Source organism: Deinococcus arboris (assembly GCF_009755355.1).
GTDB classification, from domain to species: domain Bacteria; phylum Deinococcota; class Deinococci; order Deinococcales; family Deinococcaceae; genus Deinococcus; species Deinococcus betulae.
In genome coordinates this window covers 1-21,273 of sequence record NZ_WQLB01000001.1, presented here as the reverse complement: position 1 = coordinate 21,273, position 21,273 = coordinate 1, and the positions used below count along the sequence as shown (strand labels likewise).

Here is a 21,273-nt window from a genome sequence, read left to right as displayed (position 1 = left end):
AAGCCCATGAGCAGCCCCGTTATGTTTCTTGTGGCCAGCCCTCACCTGCGCGGTGGGGTGTTCGAGGGCACTGTTATCCTGCTGCTAGAGCACGACCAGAAGGGCGCAATGGGCCTGATTGTCAACCAGCCCATGTCTCAGAGGGTGTCTGAGCTGCTGCCAGAGACGCCGGGCCAGGACGACCCTGCCTGGCTGGGTGGCCCGGTAGACCCGACACTGGGTTGGTGTCTATACCCGGAAGCCGTGGGCATAGACGGCGAGATGCGGCTGTTGCCGGGCCTCAACGTGTCGAGCAGCCTGGAGGTCTTGCAGGCGGTGATGGCGGCGGGGCAGCGCTACATGCTGGTGCTGGGCTACGCCGGCTGGTCACCTGGCCAGCTTGCCCAGGAGGGGCGCGAAGGCGCCTGGGTCTGGGTGGAACAGGACTCGCCAGACCTGCTGTGGGATGTGCCGGCGAGTGACCGCTGGCCGGCCGCGCTGGCCCGGCTGGGGGTCACGCCCGAGACCATCATGCCGGGCGGGGCGCAGGCCTGAGGGTGCGTGCAGGGCGGGGCTTGCACCCCTGCAGGGTGCGTGCTACTATCCCTCTCGCGCCAGAAACGGCCAAATATTCGGCAGTAGCTCAGTGGCAGAGCATCCGACTGTTAATCGGACGGTCGTTGGTTCGACCCCAACCTGCCGAGCCAGACAAAGCCCCCCGTCTTACATTAGGCGGGGGGCTTTCATTGCTCTTTAGGGGTGCCAATGCTGCATCTATGAAACCCTTACGCCCCTCTGCCACCAAAAGGTCATTGCAGTGAGTTTTGAGGCTCTGGAAGCCGCCTAAGGCGGGCGAACTTGCGAAACTGAGCAGCAGCATGGGTCACCCTTGCAGACCAGAGCTGTGAGAGCAACAGGCGCTCTGGAACTGGATTACCTGGGACAGCATCCACTGCCTGGGGTAGGGTGAGGAATGATTGATGAACTCAGAGTCATGTCCGAGGCGCTGGCCCTTCAGGACACCTGGGAAGACGAACTGACCACCGAGCAGCGTCAGGCCCTGCAACAGCTCAAGCAGGATGGTTGGGAAGTCTGGCTGGAGGTCATCACGCACGAGCGGCCTATGACGCTGGTCTTCCACTGGGGCAGGATGGACGACCAGGCAAGGGAAGACTCCGACCCTGTGCCGTATCCCGGCCCCTGGGCTGAGGCCTTCGAGCAGGGGGTTGAGCAAGTCCAGAACAGGGGCAAGACGCCCCACGCTTAAGGGTGGCGGCAACGTCTGTCCTGCAGGTGTTTCCTGCCTGTGGTGGGCGCTGAGCGCGTCATTCTGCCGTCATCCACCCCTGGGTAGGGTCGTGGCATGTATCTGCATGAAAGCACCCTCTGGGCCATGGCCAAATACCTGGCCGAACTTGATTTCCGAATGCGGTGTCAAAACGGCGAAACGCCCAGCGCCGCCTGGGACGCAGTGACCGAACGCTTGGCTGAACTGCTCGACACAACGGGGTATAACCTCACGTTCTTTACCCCCGAGTTGAATGTGCTGCGCGAGCAAATGATGACTTCGCCGCGCTCTTGTCTGTGTGCAAGTTGAGCTGTACAGCGGCAGCCCTCAATACTGTCTCCGTCTTGTTTGTTTCGTCCCAGAGCTGTTGAGAGTGACGATCTTTGGCCACGTTGGGCTCCGCTTCAGGAGAGGGCCATAAAAAAGCCCCACACGGCGATGGGGCGGCCCTCTCCGCCTTCACTCGGGCGGGGTGTGTTGTTCGGGTGCCTATAGCGTAGAGGGTGGGTGTTCAAAGGGCGTCAACCCATTGGTGGAGTGACCGGCTGGGCAGGACAGTGGCCGCTTAGGGCCGTTCCGAGGTTGTGGTGCCATGTCCCACTTTGCGCCCTCCACTCAGTTGCAGGCCACGCCGCAGGGCCGCCTCCCACGTCAGGCGCTGCAGGATGCCGATGCCCAAGAGGTAACCGAGCCGGTCCAGCCAACTGCTGGCCCTCACCTGAGACAGGATGCTCAGCCGGTAGCCCCCTGTGGACAGTGCAGAGCAGCGAAACTCTGTCCAGCCGGATTCCGAATGCTGTTTAAGAGTGCGCAGACGAAAGTGGTCCGGCGCAAGAAAGGCCACCTCCACCCGTGCGCGCCGGCTGCCCAACATCAAAATCTTGAATTGGTCGCCCACTCCGGTCGGTCCCTCTGTGCGGCGCACCCGGCGGAACCACCCCAGCGCCGGCGGTGTCAGGGACGGCAACTGCTGGAGCATGAGCTGAAGCACCTCTGGGCCAGAGCGCTGCGGCGCAGCCAGATCAATCCAGTAGTCCCGGCGCGTCAGGGGGCCGACACCATCACGCTCATCGGTTGGGGTCCAGCCGGCTGTCGGGAACCGGAGGACCTTCGTTCTGAACGCACCCCAGAGGAGCGGTGCCAGCCACCAACCACGGATCATGCTTGAGTCTCCTGACTGGACGGAGAGGGGACATGACAGCCGCGTAAAGTCGCTAGAACCCGATTTGAGGGTGACACCAGTGTTGCGTGAAGTGGTGGAAGGACGGGTGTCACGGGCGCCTCCTCGGGCTCTGCCCATGGTGGCTGCGCGAGTTGCCACACACATGAGCGGCACTAGACCCAAAAAGCCCCGCACGGGGGCGGGGCAAGGAACCGCCTTCACTCGGGCGGGCACTGCTGATTTGGATGGTCTGAGTATAGGGAAGGCCCTATCACAGCGGCATGACATAAAGGGTTGAGGTGGCAGGATTCTAGGAATGTAACCTCCAAGGTAAGCCTGCTTCCAGGCTGTACGACATCCTGAGATAGAAGCAGCGCCTCCACGATTCGAACGTGGAACCAACAGATCCAAAATCTGATGCTCTTCCAATTGAGCTAAGGCGCTATAAATTGGGGTGACCGACGGGGCTTGAACCCGTGACCTCTCGCGCCACAAGCGAGCGTTCTTCCGGCTGAACTCCGGCCACCGACAGCAGAATGCCTGAGGACCCTCGCCTTTGGCGTCGGCCAGGCAGCGTAAGCCAATCGTGCAGGCAGGAAGGCCCCCAGATTTCGGCTATGGGTGGGAAACGGTCAGGCGTGTCTGCCTCTCCCTTCAGACTGCCGGCTGTTCCAGGCCAGCGCCTCTGTGCGCCAGGCTCTCTGCGGCTGACGCTAGATATAAGCCCGGAGAGCCTACGCGCGCCGCCACCATTGCCCGCCAAACACATGCAGGACCAGGCCCGAAAAGACCAGCGCGGCCCCCAGGACTTTGCCGGGCGGAAAGGCCTCGTGGTAGGCTAGGGCGCTGGCGAGAAGACCAAACACCGGCACCAGGAGTGACAGGGGTGCCACGCGGGCCGCGCCGTGCCGCTGGATGAGCGCGGCCCACACCCCGAAGCCCAGGACGGTGTTGCCCAGACCCATAAACAGCACGGCGGCCCAGAACCCAGCGCTGCTGTGGGTAAGGGTGCGCGCCACGGCGTCCCAGCCGTTCGTGAGCCCGGCCAGCAGGGCCAGCGGCAACGGCGGAATCAGGGCGCTCCAGACCACAAGCGAGAACATGTTCGCGCCGCCCGAGGCCCGGACCAACAGGTTGCTCACCGCCCAGCCCAGCGCGGCCAGCAGGGTGAGCAGCAGACTCAGCGCCGTGAGGTCCCCGCCCGACAGCGCCCCGATGACGCCCATACCGCTAAACGCCAGGGTGATGCCCAGCACCTGCCACGGCTGCACGCGTTCGCCCAGCAAGCGCGCGGCCAGAAGCGCAGTAAAGAAGGCCTGCATCTGCATCAGCAGAGAACCAAGTCCAGCGCTCATGCCCAGCTGAATGGCCAGGTACAGCAGCCCGAACTGCACCACACCCACGGCCAGCCCGTAGCCCCACAGCAGGCGGGCGGGCAGGCGCGGCCTCGGCACAAAGAACACCGCAGGCAGCGCCGCCACCAGGAACCGCAGGGCCGCCACCAGCAGGGGCGGGGCGTCGGCGACGCTCCACTTGATCACGATAAAGTTCACACCCCAGATGCCTGTGATAAGCAGCGCCAGAAGCAGAGCGCGGGCGTTCAGTGGAGCGGGCACACCCGTCATGCGCGGGAGTATACGCTCCGGTTCCGGCTCCTGCGTTCAGTACGGCTGGGCATGGCTCGGTCCTGAGTTGAGAGTGGTGCGAGGCAAGGGAGGGTTCAGGCTCCGTGGGTTCCCAGCAGATTCAGAGACAGCACTTGGTCATGGCAGGTGAGCCTCCTGCGGCTGTGTGGGTCACTGGGGAACGGTCCTTCAGCTGCTGTCGTATCTCGTGATATGACACCAAAAACGAAGCTCCCGTTGAGTCTTGGCATCGGCGTGGCCCTGGGCGTGGCGGTCGGGACGGCACTCGGCAATATCGGGATAGGTGTCGCGCTCGGTACGGCGTTGGGGGCCGGCATAGGTGCGGCTATGGATGCCAGTAAGAAGAAATCCTGAGGCATACCGGAACGGTGAACGGCCGATAGAGAGTCTTTTTACCGTGTACACGGACCAGATGAAGACCAGTTCACTCGACTGGCGGGCATGGGCGATGCCGCTCACCCACAGTGCAGGACATGACAACGCTAAAGACGCTGAAAGACCTGTACGTTGAGCAGCTCCGCGACCTGTACTCTGCCGAGACCCAGCTCCTGGCCGCACTGCCCAAGATGGCGGCGGCAGCCACAGACCTTCAACTTCAAACAGGCTTTGAACGGCACCTGGACCAAACGCGCGTGCAGGCGCAGCGGCTGGAGGGGCTCTTTAAGGAGCTGAACCTTGATCCTGGGGGCCACACCTGCAAGGCCATGCAGGGCTTGATTGCTGAAGGCGCCGAGATGATCAAAGAAGACGCGGTCCCCGCCGTCAAGGATGCCAGTCTGATTGCCTGTGCGCAGCGGGTTGAACATTATGAAATCGCTGTCTACGGCACGGTGGTGCGGTATGCGGAAGTCCTGCAGCTTCCCCATCACGCTGAAGTACTCCGCACCAGCGAGCAGGAAGAAAAGGATGCGGACCTAACCCTGACCGCAGCCGCCACCCCCATCAATCAGGCGGCGCTGGCCTGAGTCGTGAGATAAAAGTCTTCTGCAAGTGCAATGGGGAAGACCAACGCCATAGGCGTGACACCATCAGCAGTTCAAAGCATCTGGACAGGCAGGAGGGCCTGTTCTGTAGCCTCTGACTGTCCTTTAGTACCTGATGTACTCCTGCCCACCTGGCATTCCTGGACAGTTCCGGTTGCCACTGCTCGTTGCCCAGCGTGGAAAGCAGTCTGCTGTCAGAAGAGAGGTCAGCCTGGAAAAACACTATTAGGGTGGTCCTGGGGGAGTGACTGGATCAGGCAAGCAAAATGAAGAAAACCCCGCCTGGGGCGAGGTCTTTCCTGGTGGGACGTGTAGGACTTGAACCTACAACCCGCTGATTAAAAGAGAGCGGAAGGCGTAAGCGGGGGCATTCCTAAGATGGTCGGGAGTGTGCGGCTTTATGCGTCCTGGACGGTATAAGTAGTCTCCATATATGCCGGGAACATCCGGCAAGATCAAGTGAACTTCGGAGGCAAATGGGCCACGTTTGGGCCACGCACCTCCGGCTTCGTTCGGGTCTGAGCGGAATAGGGTAAACTTTACGATGTGACCCCAGCCCCTGTTCTGAACACTCTGGTATCCACACTGTGGATGCCGGCAGTGTCAGGGTCAATCTGGGAAGAATATGCTCTAAGCGAAGTAGGCCAGGTGGTTGTCAAAGGTGCCCACGTTCAAGTAGGTGCGAAATCGCATTTAACTGTGCCTTGGGATAATGCGCCTTCTCTGTTATCACTTCTGATCCCTTCAATAGAGGCTGGCGCAAGGAAAGAAAACCTACGAGCACAGTTCTTAGCATTTGTCCATGCGGCTCATCAGAAAGTGCGTCATAGTTCGAGATGGAAGACGCCGTCCAAATACAGAATTAGGCGGGCTGTAAAAACTTATCTTTACGCTAGGCTAGATTACCTGCAACTTCCTATTTTTCAGATTATTCCTTCAGATTACCATGAGGATGCGCGTATACAATTGGGGGTTTGGTATGAAGCTCCTGAGTATATGTTGCGAGCCTTCTCTCGCCGATCAAGAGCGAAAATTGCTAATATTCGACGTAAACAGGGAAGAATTCTTGCTAAAATGAAGTGGCGAGAAGATAGTCTCATAGATTACGCTGCTCCTTCCCATGACGACATCAATTCAATTGACGAAAGATTTAAAAATGTAATGCACGCCCTTTGGAAGCGAGAGCTGCCTAGCGAAGATGCCCTTCGTGCATATGCAGGTGATGTATTTCCGGGTAAAGGAATTCTAGCTCTTGGAGCTGACTTTTTCAGCTCTCTGTCGGGCATAGATTCTTCAACAGGGCGTGCTGTTTGGAGATTATTGCGGAGAATGGCTGGCCGTGTTGACTTAAGCGCGGTGCTATTGCATTTGAAGCGTGCTGCTTATCGCGCTCACGTTTTGGGGAGACTGCGCTCTACCTCTCGTCGTACTCGTACTCCCAGACCTCTTTATCCACGCCCTCGACCACCTACTGCACCTCTAGCTCCCCCTGCAGCCTGAACGCCGGGCCGCTGGAACAGTCCAGCGGTAAGCGGTAGGCCCGGCCCTGCCTGACGTGTGCCCCCTTCCTGCGGGGAGGTGCGGCCCTCAGACATAGCTCCCTGTCCCCAGGCGGGACAGGGCAGGGGACAACATGACGCAAGGTGTAGACCTTCACGCCACCTATCTACCAGATGATCTTGAAGCGGTGTATACGCCCGCCGAGCTTTGGAAGCGTTCACGGCTGCCGCGTGACCTAATCCGAACATCTATTCAGTCTGGGAGTCTTCCGGCTTACAACGCTGGGCGTGGAGAGCGGCCCCGATATTTCGTGCGCTGGGGCGACTTCCTGAACTGGCGCGACACGCTGCGAGTAGGCCAATGAAAACGCCCGGTGAGCAGACCGGGCGGGAAGCGGGGGGGCTTCAGGAACAGCATAACGGGCAAAGCTGCCCCACGTGGGGTGTCCAGTGACTGCGCTGTTCCGCGCCCTGGACCGCCTGACGCCCGGCGAAGTGCTGCGCGCCCTGGCCGCCCATCTGGGCAAGAGCATCCCCCACTTGCACAGCGAAAAGGCCGGCGAAACATGCGACTTCCGGCCCGGCTGTGAGGAAGAAAATCCGTCCCTGTCCTACCGCGCTGGGGACGGCGGGCCCATTTTCAAGCGCTTCGGTGCAGACAGTTTCGAGGGCGGCGCGCTGGCCTTCGTGGTCTCTGCTGGCATTCCCAAGGGCGAAGCGGCCCGGCTGCTGATTGACTGGGCCGGCCTGAAAGACGAGGACCTGCTCGGTAGTGAAAGCAGACCGCGCCACGCCCTGAAGCCCCAGGCTGAGGCCAGGGTGGCCAGGCTGCGGGGCAAGCTGGACAAGCTGACCCCACTGGACATAGAGAAGGGCCGCGCTGCTCTGCGTGGGTGGGTCCGCCTCACGGCGGGCCAGGATTGCCCCGAAGTGCGCGAGGTGGCCCGCCGTGGCCTGGGCGGGGCGCTGGCGTCCGGTCTGCTGAACGCCTACCGCTGGACCGGCGAAGAGGAAGGTGGGCGGCGGCGCCACCTGCCAGGCCACATCCGGCCCGGCGCAGTGGCCTTCGAAGTCACAGGCCCGGACAGCGCACCCTGGGCGGTTAAGGTGCGCAACCCAGGCAGCAAGGAAGATCTCAAGGCGGCTGGCGCGCAGCGCTACGTCTACGCCACGAAGGGTCAAGGCACCCCAGCCTGGTGCGGTCCCGGACAGCGTGAGGCGGGTCGGGCTTTCCTGATCGTGGAAGGCGAGCTCAATGCGGCGGCTTGTGTGGTTATGCTCCAGGCAGCGGCTGAGGGCGCCGGCCATCTGGCCCCCCGAGAAGGAGCGCAGGGCTACGCGGTGCAGGGCGTGGCGTCAGCTGTGGCCCTGCCGCATGTGGCTCACATTCCTGCCGGGGCGCGGGTGTACCTGTGGGCCGACCCCGATGAAGAGGGCCAGGCGGCCCGCGCGAAGTGGGGAGAACTGCTGGCCGCCCAGGGTGCGCAGGTCCACCAGTTGGGCACTGTGCCGACTGGCCAGGTCTTCCCCTTCGCCGTGGACGGGGACACAAAAACAGATGCCTGTGACGCCCTGGGCACGGTGGCGCCCCACGCCGACCCACAGACCCACGCGGCCTTGCTGGGCGGCAGGCTTATAGACGCCATTGAGGCGGCGCAGCCCTGGGCCCCTCCAGCCCCAGCCGACCGGGACACGCCCCACCTGATCGGCGAAGAGGTGCCGAATTGGTGCGAATCCGGGGACGTGCCCACGTCCGGGCGCACGGCCTATGGCGTGCGCGGCGGGAAGCTGGCCGCACTGACCCTCAAAAAAGAGGACGGCGAAGAGTGGGTGAGCGTGGAAGTGCTGGCCGACTTCGCCGCGTTCATCACGGCGGAAGTGATCGAGGACGACGGGAGTGGGGAAGCCCGGCGCGTCTTCCAGATCGAAGGCCGCCGGCCAGACGGCGCGCCCCTGTACCCGCCCACCGTCACGGTCGGCACGGCAGAGTTCTCGGGGATGGCCTGGCCGGTGGCGAAGTGGGGTGGAGAAGCACGCCTGCCTGCTGGCCAGGGCAAGAAGGACAAGGCGCGGGACGCAGTGCAGGTCCTGAGCAATGCGCGCGGCTATCCGCGCCGGACGGTTTATCAGCACACAGGCTGGATCGCTCACCCGGAACACGGGCCGCTGTATCTCACGGCGGGCGCCGTCATTGGGGCGGCCGGTGGTGTGGTGGGTGTGGCCGTTGATCTGGGCGGCAGGCTGGCCGCGTATACCCTGCCGGATCCGGCGAAGAGAGAAGATGGACACCCCCGGCCCCTAGACGAGCTGCGCGTAGCGGTGCGGGCCTCTCTGGACCTGATGAACCTCGCTCCAGACACAGTGAGTGTGCCCATGTTGGGCGCCGCCTACCGTGCCCCCCTGGGTTCGGCCGACTTCGTGGTGTGGACCGTGGGCGAGACGGGGCGCCATAAGACTGCCTTCGTAGGCTTGGTCATGGCCCACTACGGGCCACGCTGGGGGCGCAAGTTCCTTCCAGAGGGCTGGAACACGTCCGCAAATGCTTTGGAGAGCAATGCCTTCCGGGTGAAAGACGCCCTCTTCGTGATCGACGATTTCAAACCGTCGGGCAGTGTGGGCGACCGGGCGAAGCTGGATGGCGCGGCCTCGCGGGTGATTCAGGGGGCGGCCGATGGCGCAGGGCGTGGCACGCTGACGGCTGACCGCAGGACGAGGGCGGCGCTGTATCCGCGTGGGCTGATTGCCGTATCGGCCGAGGAACTGCCGCGTGGGCACAGCAACCGGGCCCGCCTGGTCATGGTGGAAGTGTCGCGCCCCCTGATCGACTCGCGGGCGAAGTCTGCCGCCTATTTCGACGGCGAAGAGAAGGCGGCAGCAGGGGTGTACGCGCTGGCTCTTGCGGGCTTCGTTCAGGGTGTGGCCGGACGCCTGAGCACGGTGCAGGTGGGCAGCGCTGGGCACCGTGCCCGCGTGCGCGCCTTAGCCCCTTATTTCCAGGGGGCCCACGGGCGCACGGGGGATGCGGCGGCAGAACTGGCCTACAGCTGGGAAGTGTTTCTGTCCTTCGCCGTGCGGGTGGGGGCGGCCACGGAAGGAGAGGCTGAGGATGTGTGGCAGCGAGTGGTCAATGCTCTGCAGGACACGGCGCAGGGTCAGGCGCAGCACCTGCGGGACGCTGACCCCGTGGCCCGCGCGCTAGCCGTGCTGGGCAGCCTGCTGGCACAGGGCCGGGTGTACCTCGAAGACCTGCGTGGGGGCAGCGCGCCAGATGCAGAGGCGGCCCCGCTCTGTGGCTGGCAGCGGCGCACCTTTCAGGGTCGGGATGGCGAAGAGGAAACGTTCAGCACGAAGCCTGGGGCGATCATGGTGGGCTATTACGTCCACGAAGGCGGGCAGGACTGGGCGTGTTTCCTGCCAGACGCGCTACACGAAGCCTTGCAGCGGGCTGTTCAGGGACAGGCTGGGGCGGCCCTGCCAGACGCAGCGAAACTCTGGGGCAACATGCGCGACCGCCTGCACCCGGCGGGGCTGATGCGCTGCGAAGCGGAGGCCGGAGGCCGCGTGCGGGCGACAGCGAAACGAAAGACGCCCGACGGGCAGCGCAAACACCTTGTCATGCTGCGCCTTCCGCTAGAGGGGGCCTATGAATCTGTGGGGACTCTGGGGACCCTGGGGACTTATGGCGAAGAAAGAGCGTCTGACACGGCATTGATCTGCGTCCCCAACTTAAATTATTTCTCTGATGATTTGGGGACTCTGGGGACTTTAGAGAAGGACGCCCCGTCTTTCTCTTCGCCGTCTCCCCTCCGTCCACTGACCCTCGCTGAGCTGGAAGCTCTGCCTGAAGGCGCAGACCTGCCCGGCGTGGTGACGCTGTGAGTCGGGCGGCCGTGCCCGATGTGGACCAGTCTCTAGGCTGGGACGTGGCTGTGCTGCTGGCCCGGCTGGCAGAGGCGGGGACACAGGTGACCTCAGATGGGGCAGGCGGTCTCGCCCTGAGTGGCAAACGCCCGCCCGGTGAGCTGCTGGACGCGCTGCGAGCCAGGAAACAGGAGGTGTTGGCCCACCTGGGCGGCGAAGCGAGTGGAGAACGGGCAGAGGTTGCAACAAATGGTAACAACCTCAGCAAGCCCTCTTCCTCCTCGCCGGCTGAAGTTGTCGGGAAAGTCGACAACCTGCGCGCGGCACAGGCCCAGCGTGACGCGCTCGAAGTGCGGGCCACCCAGCCGGGCCACTGCGGCAGCTGCGCACGGGCCACTCCAGCGCCAGATTGGGGACCTGGCATGGTCACTTGCACCTGCGCCCCGGAGGCCTGGTGGCCCCTGTCGCCGCCTCTGGCCATCCACCCGGCCACACGCTGCGGAGCCTACCAGCGGCCCGGCGAAGAGACCGGCCAGGGCTGGCGGGCCAGAGGCGGGAAAAGGACCTGGGGGCCTGGTGGAGCACCTGCCCAGCCGACCGCTGACCATCCGGCGCAGGGGGCGGCGTGAGCGGGAGTGTCCTGTCCCCCTTGCAGTGGGCGGTGCTGAGCGCCTACGCGGCCCTACTGCCGTCTGGCGAGTTGCGCGCGGCCCTTGAAGCAGTGACGCGGCAGCACGCCCCTCAGGCAGCCCGGCAGCGTGTGGGGCTGACCCTGGCGGAAGCAGCAGGGATGATGAAACGCGGCCACCTCACCGAGTTCGGCCAGGATGCGGCGCGGGCTTACCTGCCCCGCCTGAACCTGGGGGGCCAGGCGTGACCGGCGAAGAGAAGACCCTGGGCGGGCACGAATACACGCTCGCCTGGGCGCTGACCCGATGCGAAGCCGTGGCCCCGCTGCCCATCCGGGCGGGCCGGGCCTCATTCCTTCGCCGGTCTGAGCCGCACCCGAAAGACCTTCACCAAGGCACCCTCGACGCGCACGAAAGGGGCCAGATGCGGAGGGGTGACCTGACCCCTTGCGGCGTCCTGGCCGCACTCGAAGTCTTCCGGGGCGTGGGCCTCCCCCCCCGGTCTGAAAGCATGGCCCTCCAGAGGGCCGGTGGTGAGTCATGAGCAATAAAGATGCAGACCCGACGAAAGCCCGGCAGGCCAAGCGAATGAAGCGGCGAGGCAAGCCCGGCACCCTCGAAGACGCCCGCGCGCTGCTGTGGCGCGCCCTCACGCGCGCTGGCGAGCTGCTGGAAGAAGACGACCCCGCTCACGCGCTGCGAGCGGTTCACGCTGTCAGTCAAGGCGCCGCCGCCTATGCCCGCATTGTGGAGGTGGGCGAACTGGAGGCCCGGATTGCGGCCCTTGAAGCGGGGCAGACCGGCGAGGACGAAGACCTGCTGGCCCCAGGGCCACGGCTGGGCCGGGGGGCCGCGTGACCCGCGCTCGGAAGATCGCGCGCCTCACTGCTCTAGAGGCCGCGCGCCGGGAGCGCGAGGTCCTGGAAGAGGCAGAGGCGGGCGCGGCCTGGGCGGCGCAGCTCACCGACGAGGACCTGGCCGCCCACCTGGCCCAGCTGGCCGAGGACACAGACCCGGTGTATGCGGCACGGGTGGAGGCCATGACGCAGGACGAACTTCTGGCCGAAATCGGCCGCCTGGCCGGGTGGAGCGAATGACGCGGCGCAGCAGACTGGCGCGCCTGGAAGCCCGGCGAAGGACAGAGACGGGGGAGGGCTTGGGCATCTTCGAGGCAGACCCTCAGGCGGGCGTGTGGCGTGAGATGGGCGGGGGCGGGCGGACCATTCCTCTTTCGCCGGGGGAACTTGCGGGAGCAGGACTTCTGATGCTGGCCCCAGCCCGGCCGGCCAAATTCATCGCAGGTGTGCGCTGGGGTGATCTGTGACGGCGAAGAAGAAGCGAGTTGGCGTCTTGGAGGCGGCCCAGGCAGGCAGGATGCGCCGAGTGGAAGTCGAGCGCCGCGCTTACCTGGCCGGACTGTCTGACCGGGAATTAGACGAGCTGCACGCTGCGCTGCTGCGATCACGGGGTCACCCAGACCCCGAGGGTGAAGCGCAGCGTGTCCGGGCAGAAATTCAGGCCATGACAGATGAGGAGTTGCGGTCGCTCATTGACCGCGAGGAGCGGGGGACACCATGACGGCGAAGCGAAAAAATAGCGGTAAATGGCAGCGGTTGGCGGTGCTGGAAGAGGCCCACTCGGCGAAGGGGGAAGCGGTGCGGGCACAAAACTGGGCCTACATTGAGGCGGCTGAGCGGCGCCTGAGTGCCGCAGACCGGGCCGCTTGGCAGGATGCGGCGCAGGTGATCGAGCGGGGAGCAGAGCCTGAGGTGCTGGACCGACTGCGCGTGGCTTGTGCCCACCTGCCCCCGGACCTGCCCCATGTGGCGCACCCGGCGAAGGACGAAGCCCAAGCCTGGGCCAATGGAGTGGACTTCTCGGACGGTGCGCCTCTCTTGCCCCCGCCGGCCACTCGCGCGGCAGCCTTTGCCTCTTACTTTGAGGCCGGCGCGCAGTGGTGCGACAGAGAGGCTGTGCGTCTTCCCCTGTCGCCAGATGTGCACCGCCTGGCCCGCTGGGGTGCGGCCCTGTGGCGTTTCGAGGGTGGGTTGTGCGCGGTGTTGGGTGGACTGGCGTGAGTAGATCGCAAGCTGAGTCTCTGCTTGACCGTGACGGGCAGCCAGTGACGCATCTAGGCTTCGGCACACCAGGCCCTGCACCTTACGTGGCGTACATCACCCTTCGTGAAGTCTGCGAGGCGCGCGGCCTGAGCGTGTATCAGGTCGCCATGTCCGGGTATGCGCAGGGCACGGTAGACCCCGGCACCGTGTACCGCTTAGCTCGTGGGGACACCTCGCGCATTGACCTGACGACGCTGGCCACTGTGGCGGGAATTGTGCATACCCTGACCGGGCGACCAGTCGACGTGAGTGAACTGCTGGCCCTTGAAGTGGAGGCGGAGAAGGGCTAACCTATAGTTTTCTGAAGGGGAACAAACGCCCACCTTGCGCGAAAGATGCCATGCAGGTGGGCGCTTTTAGTGATCCTTCGAGTTTTCCTCGTGTCGGCCAGTGTTAGGTTCTGTTAGGAAGTAGGGTGCGCGCCCCATAGGCGCAGACCTTAGCCAATTTTAGCAGGAACAAACGCCTACTCTGCGCGAAAAGACTCGTGCAGGTGAGCCTTTTTCCCGTTTGGCAAAAGGAGCGGTTGAGGCTTTGAGGTGTGCTGAATGTTGTCGTTTATCAGCATGAACATCCGCCCACTATGCGGTTCCAGCTGCAGGTCCACGGTTGCTTTTCGCCGTCTGCGCGCGGGGTCGGGTGAACGAGCTGTGCCCTCAAACCGGCGAAGAAAGAACCGTAAGTGTGCTGCTGCTGCTGCTCGCGCGTGCACTCTGCATGGGGTTTGCCGTCTGGGGTGCTGGCCCATGTGGGCTGCCACACTGAGGCCATGAGCCGAGGACCTGGGCGGGTGCAGCGCTCCATCCTGGGGATGCTGGCTGGTGGGTTGCTGGACGCCCACACTCTGGCCCTTCATGCTGGAGCAAGTGAAGCCAGCACGCGCCGGGCGCTGCGAGGCCTGGCCGCTGCAGGGCAGGTGACCTGCCTGGGTTACGGACGGCACGGGCAGCGGTGGGGCCTGCCAGGGGACGTGGCAGCGGCGCGCCAAACTTGGACAGCACTATGGTCAGAAGACCGGCAATTGGTCACGGCGCGCCTGCTGGGGCAGCGCTCCATGCGGTCCCTTCGCCGCGTCTTGATCGACGCCTTGTGAAGGGCAGGCCCAGATTAGGGACAGCGGGATGGGGCAACCTGTCTCAATTTGGTCCATGTGTCTCATGCGGCGCCGCCGTTCAGTGGGCCTACATCTCGTGCAGTGTGCGGCGAAGCAAAGATGTGCGCCCAGGTGGGAACCGGACAGTGTCTTATGTATCCGGCCCCTACCTCAGCAGCTATACGCGCCTCAGCTTCCCGGCGTTTTCCCGAGCATGAGGCGCTTCTAACGCGCTCTGACACCCTTTCCTTCAGCGCCGTTCCTGCGTGGCCTCCCACATGCGGCCGGGAGGGTCTGCTCTCAGTTCAGGGGTGAAGCCTGCCCGCCTTCGCCGTCGGCCCACCCGAAGACCTGACCGACCGTCTGGCGGTCCTCGGGGGTGAGCCTCACTGTCATGGGCTCGCCCTCCACGGTCAGAAGCAGGAAGCCTGCACCATCCGGCAGGGGGGTCAGTGTGCTGCCCTCGCGGGTGGCTTCGTAGTCTTCGCCGCCGCCCATGCACAGCCGCACGCGCCCGCCACCTAGAACTTCAACATAGTCCACGGTGTACACAGGGTCTTTTCCCATTCTGGGCAGTGGGTCCGGGAAAGGAAGGTCAGTGGCGAGAGGATCAGCGCGCACCGTGCGGCCGGGCCAGGGTCGTTCAAAGCCTTGCAAGATCTGCGCGGTCATGGTTTCCGCGTCTCCGTCCTCAAGGGTGAGCGCGGTTTCGAGCAGTCGAGACACCACCCACCAGGCGGCCAGGCGGCCGGCCTCCATCACGCGGCCCAGGTCCTCCTGTTGGACCGTCCAGGCGTGCAGTCCGGAGGGGCAGTCGTGCCAAAGGCGCACCAATCCTACGTTTTCAATGACGAAGCCTTCCAAGTCGTGGGCACTGGCGCCCCGTGCGTCTTCGGCGCTGAGGTCAATGGCGGCTTGCCGGCACTTGTCCGCTGCCCACAGCTGAGCACGGGCCATAGTGGCGAAAGCGTCCACCTGGCCACCCCGGTCGTCTTCCAACAGGGCATAGAGCCCCGAGACGGCGAAGCGGAAGGTGTTCAGGGCTTCGGTGTGGCCACCCGGCAGACGAGGTCCGGTGTGCTGCTGGACGAAGTAGGCGAAACACATGATGAGGTCTTCGAGGCGTGCCCCCAGGCGCGGGGCTTCGGGCAGCATGAGAGCGAAGGCGCGGGCGTCTGTCATGGCGGCCGGATCAGGGTTCAGGCCGTGAAGGTAGGGGGTCAGATCAGGGTGTTCGCTCATGGGATTCCTTTGGTGGTTGCCCCAGGCTTTCTGGCGAAGGAAAGGGGCCAGAGCGCCTGGGGTGAAAGCAACGTTGGGAGAGGAGGAGAGCCGGTGGTACTGGTGTTCAGAGTGGTCTACGCAGCGCCGGATTGATGTTTCTCTTCGCCGGCCTCGAAAGCCGCGCGGGCGGCCTGCCAGGCTTTGACCGCCTGCGCGTGGCCTTCGAGAGCTTCAAGCACCTCACGGCACAGTCTGACGGCGTGCAGAGCCAGCACTGTGATGCGCCCGTCGGGCGTCTGAAAGGTCACCGCTGAGCCAGCAGGCAGAAAGACGCGGCCTGCCCCTTCAGGGAGGGGACGGGGTGCCTTCACCGTGATCTGAGCGTCTTCAGGGATACGGTACAGTTGAGGGAGACCACCGTGGTCATCAGCGCAAAGGTAGAGCGCAGGGCGGCCGTCGCCCTCGAAAAGGAGCCCGAAGGCGCGCAGGGTCATTGCGCCGGCGAAGAGAGGACGTGGGCGGGCCTTGGCAGGCCGGGCAATCGTCAGCTGTGGGCGGCGCTTCCGGCTCATCCCATGCCACCTTCACCCTCGCTGTTCAGCGCGGCCTGGACTTGAGGCCACAACTCGGCGGGCACCTGGTAACCCGCAGGGCCGCCCAAGGCGCCTGTGGTGTGCCCCCGGTAGCCCGTCAGCAGGAGGGTGCGCGATCCGTCTGCGTGCAGCACAGTCATGGTGTCGGCGGTGGGATACAGGGTCCGCGCCCGCCCGTCACGACTGATAAAGAAAGGACGGGGAATACCGCCCTCAGGGTGAGCGGGGCGCCATTCAGCCAGGGTGGGCAGGTCCTCTGACGTGACCTCCGTGCGCAGGGCCGGCATAGGCGGCGCCACTTCGGCAGGTGCGCGGTGTGCCCAGCGCAGAGCACGCAAGGTGCGGGTACGGTAAGCGTCGCCGTACTCGTCGGCCAGGTCGGCGCCGCTCAGGCTGTTCACGATGGCGGCCAGATCCTCAAGCGGCACCCCCGCTGTGGTCCAGTAGGCGGCCCATGCACCGACGATGGGCGCCGCCAGCGCGGTGAGATGCGCTTCAGCGGCCTGTGCCTGTGCGCGCCAGGTGTAACAGGCTGGGCACAGCGTCATGTCTCGCCCGCCGTCTGGGAGAGCGAGGGGCAGGCCGTGAGCACCGCCGCAGTCTTCGCAGGGGCCCCAGGGGGTCGGGATGGGGCGGGGGCCTTCAATGGTCACTGGATGGGGCATGGTCGCTTCCTTTGGGGGTCAGGTGGCGAAGGGCAGAGGCCAGGACAAGGAAGCCTGCACATATGAGGCAGACGACCAGGAGGTGAAGGTGAGCGGGTGGGGCGGTGCGAAGGGCGAAGACACAGCCCAGATGCCAGGCACAGGCGCGTCATAGCGTGAGGTGTCCTTCGGTGTGTGGACCCTCGAAGCGGGGGCAAAGGGGCGCGCGGACGTCTTTCCTCTCGCCGGGGGCAGGGGCTAGGCAGTCAGGGCTTCGAGGGGTGGGGGAGACCACTCGCGTTTCAAACGCGAGTGGCGCCAGGACGGCAGAACGCGCCCCCCTGGAGGGCTTCAGGCCGCGCGGGCCACGCTGGGGAAAGTGGCGCGCAGGAAGCTCCAGACCTGCCGGGCTTCGCCTTCGGTCAGGGCGGCCAGGCTGAACACCGGGCGGTCGAGCGCGGCCCTGGCAAAGCCGTAGTGCTCACCACTGGGCACGCCAGCGCGGGCCATGAGGCGGTGTAGCTTGGCCGCACGGGGCCTGCCGATGGGGGCGGGCTCCAGCGTCTCGGCTGTAACGCTCACGGTGTCGGCGCCGCGCAGGATGCTCAGGGCGTGAGTCAGTTCGCACGCTTCGCCGTTGACGGTGGCCTCGATGCCCGCTGGGGTGCGGGTCAGGGTGACGGTGGCCTGCACAGTCCCCCAGTCTTCGTCGTAGGCGCGGCAGTGGGTCACAGTGGCCCAGGTGCGGGTGAGGGCGCGGGGGGTGGTATCGTTCACGGTGCTCCTTTCGTTACTGCGGTGGAGTCAGTCAGGGACGCGGAATCTTGGCGGATGAGGCGTCTCTTTCTGTTGAGGGTATGTTACCGGAAGTCGGGCAGTTCTGCAACCGACTTCCGGTTATGACCGAGAAGTGTTAAGGTGCCCGCATGAATGACGAGATACGGGCGAAGGTAGACGCCCGCCTGAGGGAGAAGGGGCTAAGCCGGGCAGACCTTGCCCGCGCTACGGGCAAGACTCCTCAGGCGATAACCCGCGCCCTCAACACTGGGAAGGACGGCGGGGGGCAGGTGCCGGGCATCTGGGCCGCCATCCTTGAAGCCCTAGACTTGCGCCTAACGGTGGAAGCGGAGTGATTAGTCTTCTAGTTTGCAGAGGTTAAATCATGACGAGCCAAAAGAGTAAACCTTTATCGGAATTAGAAGATTCACCTAGATACCTTAGGGTAATTAAACAGATTGAAGGCGTGATCTTGATATCTGCGCAAAGAAAACGCCACGATATTGTAGATTCAGATGCTTGCGACTGTCTAATGGTGGCAAATATTAATAATGAGTCTGTGTATCTGGAATCTGCGATATTTGAACCAATGCACTTAGGCAAAGTGTTTGCAAATGCATTGCCGATAGGCAAGATAATTGATAGAAGCAGTGAGGGGTATATCTTCGAGCCTGGGTCCATAGATGATTTGTTTTCTGTAATATACGGTTCTGTGGAAGAGCAAACAATGGGGTCTGAATTAGGTGTAGGGGTGCTCATTAGATTATATACCAAAAACAGGAAGGTTCAATTCAGATTTGGCATCTATAGAACGAAAAAAGCATCAAGAACTTTGTTTGAAGTATTCTGCAATTAATAACTTTGCGTTGAAGCTTGGAATATTCTCGCCAACATGTAGGATCGCCACTGTCACGCCCCCCCACACACTGAGGTCATGAAGAAAGTGCAGGTAGGCGTGCGGTTTACAAAGACAGGGACAGGCGGCGTGCGGGTCATGGTGCGGGTGCGCCGTCCCCAGGTTCAACGCCGCGCGGCGCAGCCGCGACAAGCAGTCGTTAGGGAGAATGCCTTCCGGCAACAGGAGGCAGCCCGGCTGCGGGCCGTCGGTCTTCAATTGCGGCGCAGTCTCACCCTGATGCGCCGAGCAGAGTCACTTCGCCGTCGTATCACCGCTGAATTGGTAATGAACTTTCCTCAATTGGGTGGTGACCAGCCCTCCGGCGTGCCTACGCCCCTTATTGTCAGTGACGGAAAAGTCAACGGGGCGGAGATGCCGCGCCTCATTTGGCTGCTGGAGGAAGCTGTCAAAACGCATAACCTGCTCATTGCGGAGAAAGCGAGTCAGCGGCTACAGGAGGCCCTGCAGGTGTACCGTCAGCGGAAAGACGGGCACTCACGGCATCACCCGTCATAGCGTTCTACTTGGCACAGGGCTGAAAGTGGCGGGGAGGTTAACGCCGTCGTAGATTCGGGCTGGCGACAAGATGAAAGAGCCTGACCTCTGCTCAAACTGAGCCCCCACTCTCAGAGGGCGACTGTCGTCATATGGCAATAGTTGCCCCTTGAGGTGCCTTCGCTCGTAGCGGCAGCGAAGAATACGGGCCGCTCCCATAGATCGCCAGTAAGGCGACCTCTTAGGGAAACTGGCTCCCGTGCTCATCCTAACGAAAAAGGCGACCCGAAGGCCGCCTTGATTTCTCCAACATAGCGCCGTATTCAGGATTCGTCAACGCTATCCGCCTGAACGTGGTACGCCAGTGGGTACTTCTCCGTGCGCCAGGTGTCCTCCGTGCGTTCCCAGGTCATGGCCTGGCCAGTGAAGGCCGAGAGGGCTCGCCGGGCCGCTGCTGCGTTCTGATAGGGCCCCAACTGCCGCACGGTCTCGCCTGTCTCGACGTGGCTGACCGTCACGAAGACCTTCGGAGTATGACAGGGCATACCCGCAAGATAGAGGCTGGGGTGGGGCATCCGCCGGTAAGTGCCACATTGACTCATGGGTCAGAGTTTGGCCCCACTGGAGCACCGAATGACACGGGGCGCGCTTAAAGTTGCTCTTCAGGTGAATTGGGCTGGTCCTCCGTATGGAAGGCTTCATAGCGCTGGAGAGTGGCTGTCAATTGCCGGAGTGCTTGTCGGGTGGCCTCGACTTCGGCTTCCGGCAACCATTCGAGTTGCACCTGATGCGCCTGCGCCGCCGCGGCATTCAGACGGTCCAAGATCGGCTGGCCCTCTTCGGTTAACACCAGCAGGGGTGACGTGCGGTGGTCCGGGTTGGCCTCAAAGCGCACCAGCCCGTCCCGTTCCAGGTCCCCCACCACCCGCTGGACGTTCTGGCGACTGACCCCCATCCGGCGGGCCACCTGCGGCACCGTCAGGCGCTGGGCCGCAATCGTGTACATCGTTTGCCAGCGCACTTGTGTCTGGTGCTCGGTGCCGGCGATCAGTTCCCCCACTCGCCGGGCCGCACCGGCCGCCTCATACAGGTCAGCCATGAGGGCATCCATGACGTCTGGACCCGCCCACTCTGATTTGACAACATATTGCTGTTTCGGCATGATGTTTATATCTTTGCATGACGTTGCCGGGATGTCATGCGTCTTTTCCTCTCTGAGGTGCCTATGTCCATGCTTGACCGTCTTGAAGTCGCTCAGCAGCGTGCCGCCACCATCCGCCCTAAGGTCGGCGGCTTTCCCTACCTCGCAGAATGTCTACGTCAGGTCGGCGTGCAGCGGGTGGACTGTGATGTGCCGGCCTTCTCCATGCTCTACGTCACGGCGGAAGGGTCGGTGCTGGAACAGGGGCCACCGCTTGCTCAGGGCAAAACGGTGGTGCCGCCCTTCCAAGAGGCTGCCTTGGTGGCCACACTCCGGGCGGATCAGGCCGGCGAAACGACGTTCCCGGAATTTATGGCCGGCAGCTGGCAAGCCGGGGTCGTGCGGTATCACGTGGATCTGGAAGGCCGTACCTGCACTTACATAGGCGTCAACGGCGAGCAGTACATTGAGCACTATCCACACGTTGAACTTCCTGTATAAGCTTCTAAAGCCCCCGCCAAGGGGGCCACTTTGTTAGGGAGATTGTTTCTCCTCAAATGGGAATGCGCTCAATAAAGACATTCAGAATCACCCCTCGTGCTGTGCAACTGATTCAAGACGATGTAGGCTTTCACGTATGCCGTACATCAAATTGAGTGAACAGATCGAGAAGCTGACCAACGCGCAGCGCAGCGACGCTTTTATCAAGCAGTTCCGTGACGCGGTGCGTGAAGGTAAGATCGATGCTGCGGATCTGCCGAGCCGCTTTGAACTGCCCAAGCAATTCAGCCGCCGGGGCAGTGACGAGACCTACAGCAAGACGGTGCGCGATATGGTCTTTGACCACACGCCAGAGTTTGACGCTTGGTTTGACGAAACCAATCAGGGCCTGAACACGGGCCGCCGGGGCAGCAAACCCAAAGCGACGCTGGAGAACATTGAAGCGGGCTTGGTGGACTTTAAAGAACTGGCGGCGGCCACCCGCGCCAAGATTGAAGCCAGCTACAGCAAGGGGCAAGCGCTGGGCAAGAGCCGCGCCACTGGCACCAAGAAGACTGGCCGCAAAGCCAAGAAGTAACCCGTTCTGAATGATGGAGGCCCCCAAATCTGGGGGCCATTTGTGTTGTCGCATGGATCACCTCCGAAGGGGAATGAAAAACCGCCCACGGGAGGCGGCTGGAAGATGTGGGGGGTGGCGGTGCGAGCTTATACCAAGGGGGCTGCTCTCTTGCGGGCATCTA

The 21,273-nt window shown here is 63.4% G+C and carries 29 protein-coding genes and 3 tRNA genes; 21 read left to right on the top strand and 11 right to left on the bottom strand.

The window, feature by feature from the left end; genetic code table 11:
• Window positions 1–6 precede the first annotated feature (6 nt).
• The 4 genes from GO986_RS00160 to GO986_RS00145 all read left to right on the top strand — a co-directional run bounded on the left by GO986_RS00160 (window position 7) and on the right by GO986_RS00145 (window position 1,576).
• Window positions 7–534, top strand: coding sequence for a YqgE/AlgH family protein (locus GO986_RS00160; RefSeq protein WP_157457212.1), 528 nt, complete (start codon window positions 7–9; stop codon window positions 532–534).
• A gap of 77 nt (window positions 535–611) precedes the next feature.
• Window positions 612–686, top strand: a tRNA-Asn gene (locus GO986_RS00155).
• A gap of 287 nt (window positions 687–973) precedes the next feature.
• Window positions 974–1,246, top strand: coding sequence for a hypothetical protein (locus GO986_RS00150; RefSeq protein WP_198170330.1), 273 nt, complete (start codon window positions 974–976; stop codon window positions 1,244–1,246).
• A 126-nt stretch (window positions 1,247–1,372) separates the two neighbouring features.
• Window positions 1,373–1,576 (top strand): hypothetical protein, encoded by a 204-nt coding sequence (locus tag GO986_RS00145; RefSeq protein WP_157457210.1) that lies wholly within the window; start codon window positions 1,373–1,375, stop codon window positions 1,574–1,576.
• 256 nt (window positions 1,577–1,832) lie between these two features.
• On the opposite strand, the gene GO986_RS00140 is transcribed toward GO986_RS00145, so the two are convergent.
• From GO986_RS00140 to GO986_RS00120, 5 genes are all read right to left on the bottom strand, one after another.
• Window positions 1,833–2,429 (bottom strand): DUF1990 family protein, encoded by a 597-nt coding sequence (locus tag GO986_RS00140; protein WP_157457209.1) that lies wholly within the window; start codon window positions 2,427–2,429, stop codon window positions 1,833–1,835.
• A gap of 371 nt (window positions 2,430–2,800) precedes the next feature.
• Window positions 2,801–2,873: transfer RNA gene (locus tag GO986_RS00135), tRNA-Gln, on the bottom strand.
• A 6-nt stretch (window positions 2,874–2,879) separates the two neighbouring features.
• Window positions 2,880–2,955 (bottom strand) — tRNA-His (locus GO986_RS00130).
• A 208-nt stretch (window positions 2,956–3,163) separates the two neighbouring features.
• A complete protein-coding gene (locus tag GO986_RS00125; RefSeq protein ID WP_439648687.1) occupies window positions 3,164–4,033 on the bottom strand; it encodes an EamA family transporter in 870 nt (289 codons plus the stop codon).
• A gap of 210 nt (window positions 4,034–4,243) precedes the next feature.
• Window positions 4,244–4,534, bottom strand: a complete 291-nt coding sequence (locus tag GO986_RS00120) for a hypothetical protein (RefSeq protein ID WP_157457207.1) — start codon at window positions 4,532–4,534, stop codon at window positions 4,244–4,246.
• A gap of 14 nt (window positions 4,535–4,548) precedes the next feature.
• On the opposite strand from GO986_RS00120, the gene GO986_RS00115 reads away from it, so the two are divergent.
• From GO986_RS00115 to GO986_RS00060, 12 genes are all read left to right on the top strand, one after another.
• Window positions 4,549–5,040 (top strand): YciE/YciF ferroxidase family protein, encoded by a 492-nt coding sequence (locus GO986_RS00115; protein ID WP_157457206.1) that lies wholly within the window; start codon window positions 4,549–4,551, stop codon window positions 5,038–5,040.
• A gap of 564 nt (window positions 5,041–5,604) precedes the next feature.
• A complete protein-coding gene (locus tag GO986_RS00110; RefSeq protein ID WP_157457205.1) occupies window positions 5,605–6,558 on the top strand; it encodes a hypothetical protein in 954 nt (317 codons plus the stop codon).
• Between the two features lie 133 nt (window positions 6,559–6,691).
• The gene (locus GO986_RS00105) at window positions 6,692–6,922 is read left to right on the top strand and encodes a hypothetical protein (protein WP_157457204.1); all 231 of its coding nucleotides are present in this window, start codon (window positions 6,692–6,694) and stop codon (window positions 6,920–6,922) included.
• 85 nt (window positions 6,923–7,007) lie between these two features.
• On the top strand, window positions 7,008–10,436 hold the full coding sequence (locus tag GO986_RS00100; RefSeq protein ID WP_157457203.1) for a hypothetical protein: 3,429 nt from the start codon (window positions 7,008–7,010) through the stop codon (window positions 10,434–10,436).
• Window positions 10,433–11,047 carry a hypothetical protein gene (locus GO986_RS00095; RefSeq protein WP_157457202.1) on the top strand — a complete coding sequence of 205 codons (615 nt, stop codon included), beginning with the start codon at window positions 10,433–10,435 and terminating at the stop codon, window positions 11,045–11,047. The genes GO986_RS00100 and GO986_RS00095 overlap by 4 nt, the downstream gene beginning before the upstream one ends.
• The gene (locus GO986_RS00090; protein WP_157457201.1) at window positions 11,044–11,295 is read left to right on the top strand and encodes a hypothetical protein; all 252 of its coding nucleotides are present in this window, start codon (window positions 11,044–11,046) and stop codon (window positions 11,293–11,295) included. Before GO986_RS00095 ends, GO986_RS00090 begins: the two co-directional genes overlap by 4 nt.
• A gap of 292 nt (window positions 11,296–11,587) precedes the next feature.
• A complete protein-coding gene (locus GO986_RS00085; protein ID WP_157457200.1) occupies window positions 11,588–11,905 on the top strand; it encodes a hypothetical protein in 318 nt (105 codons plus the stop codon).
• Complete coding sequence (locus GO986_RS00080) at window positions 11,902–12,144, top strand: hypothetical protein (RefSeq protein ID WP_157457199.1); 243 nt, start codon at window positions 11,902–11,904, stop codon at window positions 12,142–12,144. Before GO986_RS00085 ends, GO986_RS00080 begins: the two co-directional genes overlap by 4 nt.
• A gap of 277 nt (window positions 12,145–12,421) precedes the next feature.
• Window positions 12,422–12,625, top strand: a complete 204-nt coding sequence (locus tag GO986_RS00075) for a hypothetical protein (RefSeq protein ID WP_157457198.1) — start codon at window positions 12,422–12,424, stop codon at window positions 12,623–12,625.
• Complete coding sequence (locus GO986_RS00070) at window positions 12,622–13,125, top strand: hypothetical protein (RefSeq protein WP_157457197.1); 504 nt, start codon at window positions 12,622–12,624, stop codon at window positions 13,123–13,125. Before GO986_RS00075 ends, GO986_RS00070 begins: the two co-directional genes overlap by 4 nt.
• Complete coding sequence (locus tag GO986_RS00065) at window positions 13,122–13,457, top strand: helix-turn-helix domain-containing protein (protein WP_157457196.1); 336 nt, start codon at window positions 13,122–13,124, stop codon at window positions 13,455–13,457. The genes GO986_RS00070 and GO986_RS00065 overlap by 4 nt, the downstream gene beginning before the upstream one ends.
• A gap of 479 nt (window positions 13,458–13,936) precedes the next feature.
• A complete protein-coding gene (locus GO986_RS00060; protein WP_157457195.1) occupies window positions 13,937–14,260 on the top strand; it encodes a hypothetical protein in 324 nt (107 codons plus the stop codon).
• A 300-nt stretch (window positions 14,261–14,560) separates the two neighbouring features.
• On the opposite strand, the gene GO986_RS00055 is transcribed toward GO986_RS00060, so the two are convergent.
• The 4 genes from GO986_RS00055 to GO986_RS00040 all read right to left on the bottom strand — a co-directional run bounded on the left by GO986_RS00055 (window position 14,561) and on the right by GO986_RS00040 (window position 17,498).
• Complete coding sequence (locus tag GO986_RS00055; RefSeq protein WP_157457194.1) at window positions 14,561–15,502, bottom strand: hypothetical protein; 942 nt, start codon at window positions 15,500–15,502, stop codon at window positions 14,561–14,563.
• A gap of 116 nt (window positions 15,503–15,618) precedes the next feature.
• Entirely contained in the window at window positions 15,619–16,056 is a 438-nt protein-coding gene (locus GO986_RS00050) for a hypothetical protein (RefSeq protein ID WP_157457193.1), read from the bottom strand.
• Window positions 16,053–16,742 carry a UbiA prenyltransferase family protein gene (locus tag GO986_RS00045; protein ID WP_157457192.1) on the bottom strand — a complete coding sequence of 230 codons (690 nt, stop codon included), beginning with the start codon at window positions 16,740–16,742 and terminating at the stop codon, window positions 16,053–16,055. Before GO986_RS00045 ends, GO986_RS00050 begins: the two co-directional genes overlap by 4 nt.
• Window positions 16,743–17,072: 330 nt before the next feature.
• Window positions 17,073–17,498 carry a hypothetical protein gene (locus tag GO986_RS00040; RefSeq protein ID WP_198170329.1) on the bottom strand — a complete coding sequence of 142 codons (426 nt, stop codon included), beginning with the start codon at window positions 17,496–17,498 and terminating at the stop codon, window positions 17,073–17,075.
• A gap of 149 nt (window positions 17,499–17,647) precedes the next feature.
• Between GO986_RS00040 and GO986_RS00035 the strand changes: the two genes are divergently transcribed.
• The 3 genes from GO986_RS00035 to GO986_RS00025 all read left to right on the top strand — a co-directional run bounded on the left by GO986_RS00035 (window position 17,648) and on the right by GO986_RS00025 (window position 18,912).
• Window positions 17,648–17,854 (top strand): helix-turn-helix domain-containing protein, encoded by a 207-nt coding sequence (locus GO986_RS00035; protein WP_157457191.1) that lies wholly within the window; start codon window positions 17,648–17,650, stop codon window positions 17,852–17,854.
• 29 nt (window positions 17,855–17,883) lie between these two features.
• Window positions 17,884–18,354 carry a hypothetical protein gene (locus GO986_RS00030; protein WP_157457190.1) on the top strand — a complete coding sequence of 157 codons (471 nt, stop codon included), beginning with the start codon at window positions 17,884–17,886 and terminating at the stop codon, window positions 18,352–18,354.
• Between the two features lie 78 nt (window positions 18,355–18,432).
• Window positions 18,433–18,912 carry a hypothetical protein gene (locus tag GO986_RS00025; RefSeq protein WP_157457189.1) on the top strand — a complete coding sequence of 160 codons (480 nt, stop codon included), beginning with the start codon at window positions 18,433–18,435 and terminating at the stop codon, window positions 18,910–18,912.
• 302 nt (window positions 18,913–19,214) lie between these two features.
• On the opposite strand, the gene GO986_RS00020 is transcribed toward GO986_RS00025, so the two are convergent.
• Together GO986_RS00020 and GO986_RS00015 are read right to left on the bottom strand one after the other, a co-directional pair.
• Window positions 19,215–19,436, bottom strand: coding sequence for a hypothetical protein (locus tag GO986_RS00020; RefSeq protein ID WP_157457188.1), 222 nt, complete (start codon window positions 19,434–19,436; stop codon window positions 19,215–19,217).
• 104 nt (window positions 19,437–19,540) lie between these two features.
• On the bottom strand, window positions 19,541–19,990 hold the full coding sequence (locus GO986_RS00015; protein WP_198170328.1) for a MarR family winged helix-turn-helix transcriptional regulator: 450 nt from the start codon (window positions 19,988–19,990) through the stop codon (window positions 19,541–19,543).
• A 132-nt stretch (window positions 19,991–20,122) separates the two neighbouring features.
• Here GO986_RS00015 and GO986_RS00010 point away from each other — a divergent pair, with 132 nt between their 5' ends.
• Window positions 20,123–20,533: a DUF1398 family protein gene (locus GO986_RS00010; protein WP_198170327.1), complete on the top strand. Its 411-nt coding sequence runs from the start codon at window positions 20,123–20,125 to the stop codon at window positions 20,531–20,533.
• 136 nt (window positions 20,534–20,669) lie between these two features.
• On the top strand, window positions 20,670–21,110 hold the full coding sequence (locus GO986_RS00005; RefSeq protein ID WP_157457185.1) for a hypothetical protein: 441 nt from the start codon (window positions 20,670–20,672) through the stop codon (window positions 21,108–21,110).
• Window positions 21,111–21,273 lie beyond the last annotated feature (163 nt).

What these genes read in the sequence shown, in the direction of transcription:
- GO986_RS00160 (WP_157457212.1), top strand. Translation starts at nt 7, where the DNA reads ATGAGCAGCCCCGTTATGTTTCTTGTGGCCAGCCCTCACCTGCGCGGT.
- GO986_RS00150 (WP_198170330.1), top strand. Translation starts at nt 974, where the DNA reads ATGTCCGAGGCGCTGGCCCTTCAGGACACCTGGGAAGACGAACTGACC.
- GO986_RS00145 (WP_157457210.1), top strand. Translation starts at nt 1,373, where the DNA reads ATGGCCAAATACCTGGCCGAACTTGATTTCCGAATGCGGTGTCAAAAC.
- GO986_RS00140 (WP_157457209.1), bottom strand. Translation starts at nt 2,429, where the DNA reads ATGATCCGTGGTTGGTGGCTGGCACCGCTCCTCTGGGGTGCGTTCAGA.
- GO986_RS00115 (WP_157457206.1), top strand. Translation starts at nt 4,549, where the DNA reads ATGACAACGCTAAAGACGCTGAAAGACCTGTACGTTGAGCAGCTCCGC.
- GO986_RS00105 (WP_157457204.1), top strand. Translation starts at nt 6,692, where the DNA reads ATGACGCAAGGTGTAGACCTTCACGCCACCTATCTACCAGATGATCTT.
- GO986_RS00085 (WP_157457200.1), top strand. Translation starts at nt 11,588, where the DNA reads ATGAGCAATAAAGATGCAGACCCGACGAAAGCCCGGCAGGCCAAGCGA.
- GO986_RS00075 (WP_157457198.1), top strand. Translation starts at nt 12,422, where the DNA reads ATGCGCCGAGTGGAAGTCGAGCGCCGCGCTTACCTGGCCGGACTGTCT.
- GO986_RS00070 (WP_157457197.1), top strand. Translation starts at nt 12,622, where the DNA reads ATGACGGCGAAGCGAAAAAATAGCGGTAAATGGCAGCGGTTGGCGGTG.
- GO986_RS00060 (WP_157457195.1), top strand. Translation starts at nt 13,937, where the DNA reads ATGAGCCGAGGACCTGGGCGGGTGCAGCGCTCCATCCTGGGGATGCTG.
- GO986_RS00055 (WP_157457194.1), bottom strand. Translation starts at nt 15,502, where the DNA reads ATGAGCGAACACCCTGATCTGACCCCCTACCTTCACGGCCTGAACCCT.
- GO986_RS00050 (WP_157457193.1), bottom strand. Translation starts at nt 16,056, where the DNA reads ATGAGCCGGAAGCGCCGCCCACAGCTGACGATTGCCCGGCCTGCCAAG.
- GO986_RS00045 (WP_157457192.1), bottom strand. Translation starts at nt 16,742, where the DNA reads ATGCCCCATCCAGTGACCATTGAAGGCCCCCGCCCCATCCCGACCCCC.
- GO986_RS00035 (WP_157457191.1), top strand. Translation starts at nt 17,648, where the DNA reads ATGAATGACGAGATACGGGCGAAGGTAGACGCCCGCCTGAGGGAGAAG.
- GO986_RS00030 (WP_157457190.1), top strand. Translation starts at nt 17,884, where the DNA reads ATGACGAGCCAAAAGAGTAAACCTTTATCGGAATTAGAAGATTCACCT.
- GO986_RS00025 (WP_157457189.1), top strand. Translation starts at nt 18,433, where the DNA reads ATGAAGAAAGTGCAGGTAGGCGTGCGGTTTACAAAGACAGGGACAGGC.
- GO986_RS00020 (WP_157457188.1), bottom strand. Translation starts at nt 19,436, where the DNA reads ATGCCCTGTCATACTCCGAAGGTCTTCGTGACGGTCAGCCACGTCGAG.
- GO986_RS00015 (WP_198170328.1), bottom strand. Translation starts at nt 19,990, where the DNA reads ATGGCTGACCTGTATGAGGCGGCCGGTGCGGCCCGGCGAGTGGGGGAA.
- GO986_RS00010 (WP_198170327.1), top strand. Translation starts at nt 20,123, where the DNA reads ATGCTTGACCGTCTTGAAGTCGCTCAGCAGCGTGCCGCCACCATCCGC.
- GO986_RS00005 (WP_157457185.1), top strand. Translation starts at nt 20,670, where the DNA reads ATGCCGTACATCAAATTGAGTGAACAGATCGAGAAGCTGACCAACGCG.